Raw genomic sequence first — 6,954 nt, 5'->3', positions numbered from 1 at the left:
AGTTTTCGGGCAGCGGTGACCCTTCAAGTTCAACTCTTAATTCGCCAGCAAGTGCGACACAAGCAACCCGCGCTTCAGCCGACCACTGCTTTCTTTCTCCCTGGCACGAGAATCACAGCCATCGCACCAAGAATCAAAACCAATGCAGCAAAGTCAGGCCAATGCGGCACCTCGCCCAGGAAAAAACTACCTGCCATCACACCCACCACCGGAATAATCATGATGGACAAGCTCGACACAATGGGTGGCAGCGATTTGGCCAGGCTAAACCATGCAACCTGGCAAAATGCGAACACACCAAAAGCATTGTAAAAAATTGGCCACCACTGCGACCAACCCTGCGGCGCACCCACATCGGTTCCCTCAAACCAAAAACCAGCCAAACCCATGGCCACAATGGTCGGCGGCATCATGGCATGGGTGAAGGTGAGGGCATGCAAACCAGTGGGGTAATGCCGAATCAGCGTAGTGCCAAACCCCCAGCAGGCGGCGGCCACCAGCATTAGCACAACGCCCAATGGGCTGCCTGCAATGGCAGCAAATTCAGAGGAGAGCAGCAGCATGGCGGCAATCATGGCAAGGCTTAAACCGATCCAGCCACGACGCCCCACCGGGTGCGCAAACGCAAGGCCCGACAACACCGCCCACACTGGCATGGTGTAGCCCAAAATAGCCGCGCGGCCCGAGCTCAGTTCCTTCACAGCCAGAATACAAAACAGGTGCCAACCAATCATGTTCGGAATGCAAAGCAAAGCAAGCCTGCCCCACATTTCGCGGGGAACCTTGAGCGACACCTTCATTTGCCGAGCCACAAACCACATGGCCACCATGCCAAACACCATGCACAGGGTGCGGAAATGCAAAGGTGGGTACTGCGTTACCGCGTATTTCATGACAGGCCAGTTCAAACCCCAAATGGCGGTAATGCCAAGGAGTAACTGAATTTGAGGCAGGGATAATTTTGCAGCTGGCACGTAAGTGAACGATCATTCAGTAAAGTGCCCCAGTGTAGTGCATTGGCCCACTCTTGCCCCTAGGGGCTTGCCCTGATCCTGTACAATAGCGACACCTTCCAACTGTTTTCGCATGCAATGGCCAGCAATCGTTTTTCGCAATTTTCATCGTTCCCGAAACGCCTTGCGCACAGTTGGCAACACAGCAACTCCATGTTGTGCGTGGGCCTGGACCCCGACATTTCCCGCATGCCCGAAGGCTATGGCACAAGCCCCGCAGACATTGAACGCTTTTGCATCGAAATTGTGAAAGCCACTGCCGAGTTTGCCTGCGCATTCAAACCGCAAATTGCCTACTTTGCAGCCAACCGGGCCGAAGCCGCGCTGGAAAACATTCTGGCGTATGCCAATGAAATTGCGCCACATGCCACCACCATTCTGGATGCAAAACGCGGCGACATTGGCGCCACCGCCAAGCAATACGCCATTGAGGCGTTCGAGCGTTACAAGGCCGACAGCGTAACACTAAGCCCCTACATGGGCAGCGATTCCGTTGAGCCCTACCATGCCTATTCTGACCGGGGGCTTTTTCTGCTGTGCCGCACCTCCAACCCCGGAGGCAACGACCTGCAATTTTTAAACACCGAAAAAAGCGAACCGTTGTACCAAACAGTCGCCAAACTGGCCACCACGGCCTGGAACCCGCACCAGCAAGTGGGCCTGGTGGTGGGTGCAACCTACCCGGAAGAAATTAAAACAGTGCGCGCACTGGTGGGCGATTCGCCCCTGCTGGTACCTGGCATTGGCGCACAAGGCGGCGACTTGCTGAACACGGTAAAAAATGGCCTGTGCAGCCAAGGCTGGGGCTTGTTGATCAATTCATCACGTGCCATTTTGTACGCCAACGGTACAGCCAGTTTTGCAAGCGCTGCCGCACTTGAAGCGCGAAACACCCGTGACGCAATTCGAGCCGCGAAAGCCACGGCACTTTCAGGCTAGAATCAAAGCAATACACATATTCATGTTCAGGTAAAAAGAGCCACACCGGCCGGCCTGCACTGAGGAGACAGGGATGAAAATACTTCTGGCCGAAGACGACAGCTTGTTGTCTGAAGGTTTGTCGCAGTCGTTGCGACAGGCCGGCTACGCCGTGGACTGCATGTTCAAAGGCAGCGACGCCGACACCGCGCTGACCACCATGAACTACGACATTTTGATACTCGATTTGGGCCTGCCAAAAATGAGCGGGCTTGAAGTGCTGCGCCGCCTGCGCGCACGCGGCAACAACATGCCCGTGCTAATCCTGACTGCAGCCGACAGCGTTGAACAACGCGTACAAGGCCTGGACGCCGGTGCTGACGATTACATGGCCAAGCCTTTCGACCTGAAAGAACTCGAGGCCCGGGTGCGCGCATTGGCGCGACGTGGCACAGGTGGAGGCGCCAGCATCTGGAAACACGGGCCACTTACCTTCGACCAAGTGGGGCGCATTGCCTACATCAACGACGACATGCTCGACCTTTCAGCGCGTGAAGTGGGTTTGCTGGAGGTGCTGCTTCAACGCGTGGGCCGCTTGGTCAGCAAAGAACAATTTGTAGACCACCTGTGCGAATGGGGCGAAGAAGTGAGCAACAACGCGATTGAAGTTTATATTCACCGCCTGCGCAAAAAAATTGAAGTCAACGGTGTTCGAATTGCCACGGTACGTGGCCTGGGTTATTGCCTTGAAAAATTTGTCGAGAAAGAAGCCACACCCGATGCCAATGCCAACGCCAACACATAAGGCGGGTGCCTGATTGGCTTGGTACAAACGCAATCCACTGGCCTCGGGGCAACAACAACGCCGCTCGCTGTTTGGCGAAATTCTCGACTGGATGTTGGCACCCCTGCTTATTTTGTGGCCCATGAGCATTGGTGTGACCTACCTGGTCGCCAAGTCAATTGCCAACGATCCCTTCGACCATATTCTTGACGACAAAATAACTGCACTGGCTCAAGAGGTAGCAGCGCAGGCGCCCAGCAACCAGTTTGCCATTCCCAAAGAAGCGCTGGAAATTTTACTGGCCGACGGCACGGACCAATTGCGTATTCAAGTGCTTGGCAAAGGTGGCGAATTTTTATTGGGCGACGAACGGACCCTGCCCATTCCGCAACGCGAGGCCCGGCAAATTGGGGTGGTTAATTTTCGGGACATTGTGGTCAATGGCGAAGACTTTCGCGCAGGCCACCTGTGGATTGAACTGCCCACCGTGGGTGAAAACCGGTTCATGCTGATTCAGATCGCGGAAACATTGGGCAAACGCGACAGCCTGGCCAACGAAATCATCAAGGGCGTGATTCTGCCGCAATTCGTTATTCTGCCACTGGCCGTGTTGCTGGTGTGGTTTGGCCTGTCGCGAGGTATTGCCCCCCTGAACAGCCTGCTGGACATTATCCGCACCCGCAAACCCGACGACCTCAGCGCCCTGCAAACCAAAGACACACCCGAAGAATTGCTGCCGGTTATTACCGCCTTGAACGAGCAACTGGAAAGGCTTGAGCAAACCATCGACACCCAAAAACGCTTTGTGGCCGATGCTGCCCACCAGCTTAAAACACCCTTGGCCGGCTTGCGCATGCAAGTTGAATTGCTGAGCGATGAAACCGACGAGGCCGCCAAACTTCGCAGCCTGCGCCGATTAAAAGTAGGCACCGAACGGTCAACCCGCCTGGTCAACCAGCTGCTGGCGCTGGCCCGCACCGAGGCACCGTCGGTATTGCAGTTTGAAAAGCTCGATTTGACCCACATTGCGCGAACAGTTACACGCGACTTCGTGCCCGAGGCCATGAACAAACGCATTGACCTGGGTGTTGAAGTGCCTGATCACCCGGTGTACGTGAACGGTCAAACCCTGATGCTGACCGAGATGATGAAAAACCTGGTGGAAAATGCCCTGCGCTACACGCCCGAAGAAGGCTGCGTGACCGTGCGGGTGGACGACAGCCCCCAACGCGAAGCCATTGTGCTGGAAGTGGAGGACGATGGCCCTGGCATTCCGGAAAGCGAACGCAACCTGGTGTTCGACCGTTTTTACCGCGTGCTGGGCACCAGCGAAGACGGCTCGGGCCTGGGGCTGGCGATTGTGCAGGAAACTGCACACCAACACGATGCCAACGTCACCATTCATGACAATCCGAAATCCAACCACCCCGACAGGCCAGGCACTTTGATGCGTGTCAGTTTCCAGCCTCGCCACCGGCAAATGGAAGATTGAATGCTTAAAATATGAAGTCCACTTTTCTAGAAGCACCCAATGAAAGCAAAAGGCAGTGAATGGCACGCCCCGGAAGACGACAACCACAAGCTGGCCAACCTGTGTGGCCCTGTGGATGCCAACCTTCGGCAAATTGAAGCCGCATTGAATGTAAAAATTGCGCGACGCAACGGCACCTTGAATGTAGTGGGCGACAAGGAAAATGCCAAACAGGCTTTTATCCTGATCAATCATTTTTTCGAGAAAAGCGACAAGCCGGTTACTGCCGACGAAATCCAACTGGCCTTGGTTGAACTGAAAAACACCAGCACAGTGGCCAGTATCAAAAAAGAAATTCCGGTGATCGCTGGCGCCGAAGAACCTGTGGTGTTGCGCACCAAAAAAGGCGATTTGCAACCCCGCACTGCCCGCCAGAAAGACTATTTGAAAGCTGTGCTGGAGCATGACCTGACCTTTGGTATTGGCCCGGCAGGTACTGGCAAAACCTACCTGGCCGTGGCTTGCGCAGTGGATGCACTGGAACGCGACAGCGTGAAACGAATTATTCTGACTCGCCCCGCCGTGGAAGCTGGCGAACGCCTTGGCTTTTTGCCGGGTGACCTGAACCAGAAAGTAGACCCCTACCTGCGCCCCCTGTACGATGCGCTTTACGATTTGGCAGGCTACGAACGCGTACAAAAATGGTTTGAACGCAATGTGATTGAAATTGCGCCACTGGCCTACATGCGCGGCCGCACGCTGAGCCATGCCTTTGTGATTCTGGATGAAGCACAAAACACCACGCCCGAGCAAATGAAAATGTTTTTGACCCGAATTGGCTTTGGCAGCAAGGCGGTGATTACCGGGGATGTCACGCAGATCGACCTGCCACGTGGCCAGCAAAGTGGTTTGGTACAAACCCAGCATGTGCTGCGCAATGTAAAAGGCATCGCCATGACCTACTTCACCAGCGCCGACGTGGTGCGCCACCCACTGGTGGCCCGCATTGTTGAAGCCTACGAGCGTTTCCACAACCCTGAACGAACCGGCACGGCTGGTGAAACCAATGACGAGTAAAACCACCAGTAAAATCACAGCGCCGGTCAGCGTCGCCATTCAATGGGCCATGCAAGCCGACCACCCTCCCTTCTCGGAAGTGGACAACAGCCGCATTCGCCGCTGGGCAAAAGCCTGTTTTATGGACAGGGCTGAAATTACCATTCGCCTGGTGGGAGAAGAAGAAGGCAGACAATTGAACCGCGACTTCCGCGGCAAAGACTACGCCACCAATGTGCTGACTTTTCCCATGGACATGCCCGACCTGGGCGCTGATTCAGGCCTGCCCGTGTTCATGGCCGACATCGTGATTTGCCCCGCCGTGGTCGAGCGCGAAGCCGCCGAGCAGGGCAAAGACCCGATTGACCACCTGGCCCACCTGATTATTCACGGCTGCCTGCACGCCCAAGGCTATGTGCATGAACGCAACAATCAAGCCGAATTGATGGAAAACCGCGAAATTGAAATTCTAAAACGTTTCAAGATTTCAAACCCTTACGTGATTTCAGCCAAAAAATAGTGGCTTTTTACCCGCGCGGGGCTTGACCACTTTTAAAAACTTGGCCATAATCGCGGTCTTCGGTTGAGGGCCAACGCCCGAAAGCGAAATGTGGGTCGTTAGCTCAGCTGGTAGAGCAGAGGACTTTTAATCCTTTGGTCGTGAGTTCGAATCTCGCACGACCCACCACAAATTCAAGGACTTAGATGCGAAAGCGTCTAAGTCCTTTTTCATTTGTTAATTATAGACAGGCTAACCCAATACCTACGGTTCGCGATCATCGCTAATTAATCATAGCGTTAACCAAACATTCGAGAACCTGTGTATAGGCTCACAGATGCGTTTGAGGCTAGTTCAAGCACCCAAGGCTACTTTTAATCAATCAAAACCGACCTGACGACAGTTGTTTGACAAGTTGGTATTTGTTAAATCTTTTTCGCTAACACTTGGCCATATTAATACTCAATTTTTTATCTTAGATGATGCGCCCTCGCATCGACGGTCTACCCGAGCACATCCGCATCGGTAACGATATCTCGGTAGAATTCACAAACGATGTTAAAGTCAGTATTAATACAAATTCCCAGTAAATGCATTTCAGCGAATGGAAACATCCCAAGCTTTGACAAAGAAAAAGACGCCGGAGCTATTAATAATATTAGAAGCCTGCGCATTCTCAACCCGCATGCACGCTGGTCAGAAGCGCAAATACACCGACGAACCTTACGTATTGCATTGCCTAGAGGTGGCAACAATTGTTGCAGGCGCTAACGGTAACACCGTAATGGTAGCGGCTGCTTTACTGCATGATGTTGTTGAAGACACCTCTGCAACTATTGCGGAGATTAAGCAGCTTTTCGGTACTGAGATTTCCGAAGCTGTAGCTTGGCTAACAGACGCTAGCACAACAGCAGATGGCAACCGCGCGACTCGAAAAGCCATAGACCGAGATCATTTGGCCAAAGCACCTGCGGACATAAAGACGGTGAAATTGGCCGACATTATTTGTAACACGAGATCAATCGTAGAGTACGGCGGCGATTTTAAGAAAGTGTATCTATCTGAAATGGAGGCGCTACTCGAAGTTCTAATCGAAGGCGATTCAGCTTTGTGGCATCAAGCTAAAAAAGAGGTGAACCGAGGTTTAGTAGATATCAATAGTCAACAAACTAAGCCCAAATAACATGCCCCTAGACCTCAGGTTTTCTAAAAT

The 6,954-nt window shown here is 53.3% G+C and carries 7 protein-coding genes and 1 tRNA gene; 7 read left to right on the top strand and 1 reads right to left on the bottom strand.

The genetic code is table 11. From position 1 onward, the window contains the following. Positions 1 to 74 precede the first annotated feature (74 nt). Positions 75 to 974: a DMT family transporter gene (locus B4C79_RS09020; RefSeq protein WP_291742468.1), complete on the bottom strand. Its 900-nt coding sequence runs from the start codon at positions 972 to 974 to the stop codon at positions 75 to 77. A gap of 117 nt (positions 975 to 1,091) precedes the next feature. Between B4C79_RS09020 and pyrF the strand changes: the two genes are divergently transcribed. The 7 genes from pyrF (at position 1,092) to B4C79_RS08985 (ending at position 6,924) form a co-directional block, all read left to right on the top strand. Then, a complete protein-coding gene (gene pyrF, locus B4C79_RS09015; RefSeq protein ID WP_291742465.1) occupies positions 1,092 to 1,952 on the top strand; it encodes an orotidine-5'-phosphate decarboxylase in 861 nt (286 codons plus the stop codon). A 73-nt stretch (positions 1,953 to 2,025) separates the two neighbouring features. Continuing rightward, complete coding sequence (locus B4C79_RS09010) at positions 2,026 to 2,736, top strand: response regulator (protein ID WP_008250186.1); 711 nt, start codon at positions 2,026 to 2,028, stop codon at positions 2,734 to 2,736. Positions 2,737 to 2,749: 13 nt separating this feature from the next. Then, on the top strand, positions 2,750 to 4,207 hold the full coding sequence (locus B4C79_RS09005) for a sensor histidine kinase (RefSeq protein WP_291742460.1): 1,458 nt from the start codon (positions 2,750 to 2,752) through the stop codon (positions 4,205 to 4,207). 39 nt (positions 4,208 to 4,246) lie between these two features. Further along, positions 4,247 to 5,263: a PhoH family protein gene (locus tag B4C79_RS09000; RefSeq protein WP_291751311.1), complete on the top strand. Its 1,017-nt coding sequence runs from the start codon at positions 4,247 to 4,249 to the stop codon at positions 5,261 to 5,263. Continuing rightward, positions 5,253 to 5,762 carry an rRNA maturation RNase YbeY gene (gene ybeY, locus B4C79_RS08995; protein ID WP_291751309.1) on the top strand — a complete coding sequence of 170 codons (510 nt, stop codon included), beginning with the start codon at positions 5,253 to 5,255 and terminating at the stop codon, positions 5,760 to 5,762. Before B4C79_RS09000 ends, ybeY begins: the two co-directional genes overlap by 11 nt. Positions 5,763 to 5,854: 92 nt before the next feature. Next, positions 5,855 to 5,930: transfer RNA gene (locus B4C79_RS08990), tRNA-Lys, on the top strand. 415 nt (positions 5,931 to 6,345) lie between these two features. Next, the gene (locus B4C79_RS08985; protein ID WP_291740785.1) at positions 6,346 to 6,924 is read left to right on the top strand and encodes an HD domain-containing protein; all 579 of its coding nucleotides are present in this window, start codon (positions 6,346 to 6,348) and stop codon (positions 6,922 to 6,924) included. Positions 6,925 to 6,954: the final 30 nt, after the last annotated feature.

This window comes from Limnobacter sp. UBA7229 (genome assembly GCF_002473065.1).
Classification (GTDB): Bacteria; Pseudomonadota; Gammaproteobacteria; order Burkholderiales; family Burkholderiaceae_B; genus Limnobacter; species Limnobacter profundi.
This window is presented reverse-complemented; position numbering and strand designations above follow the sequence as displayed.